Origin of the sequence: Bacillus sp. AFS029637 (assembly GCF_002584985.1) — a bacterium.
Taxonomy (GTDB): Bacteria; Bacillota; Bacilli; order Bacillales; family Bacillaceae_G; genus Bacillus_A.
This window is the reverse complement of the sequence record NZ_NUPZ01000065.1, coordinates 1-222: the sequence shown is the minus strand read 5'-3', so window position 1 is coordinate 222 and position 222 is coordinate 1. Positions and strand designations below refer to the sequence as shown.

Genomic DNA, 222 nt, shown 5'->3' with positions numbered 1-222 from the left:
AGAGTAGGACGTTGCCAGGCTAATATTATTCCGCAGTAGCTCAGTGGTAGAGCTATCGGCTGTTAACCGATCGGTCGTAGGTTCGAGTCCTACCTGCGGAGCCATTATGCTTCCATAGCTCAGCTGGTAGAGCACTTCCATGGTAAGGAAGAGGTCACCGGTTCAAGCCCGGTTGGAAGCTTGGGAATAGGTTTAAAACTTTTTTGGCCCGTTGGTCAAGTG

Annotated in this window: 2 tRNA genes; both read left to right on the top strand. The window is 50.5% G+C overall.

The window, feature by feature from the left end:
• Positions 1–29 precede the first annotated feature (29 nt).
• Positions 30–104: transfer RNA gene (locus COE49_RS26740), tRNA-Asn, on the top strand.
• 4 nt (positions 105–108) lie between these two features.
• A tRNA-Thr gene (locus COE49_RS26735) sits at positions 109–181 on the top strand.
• The last annotated feature ends 41 nt before the right edge of the window (positions 182–222 follow it).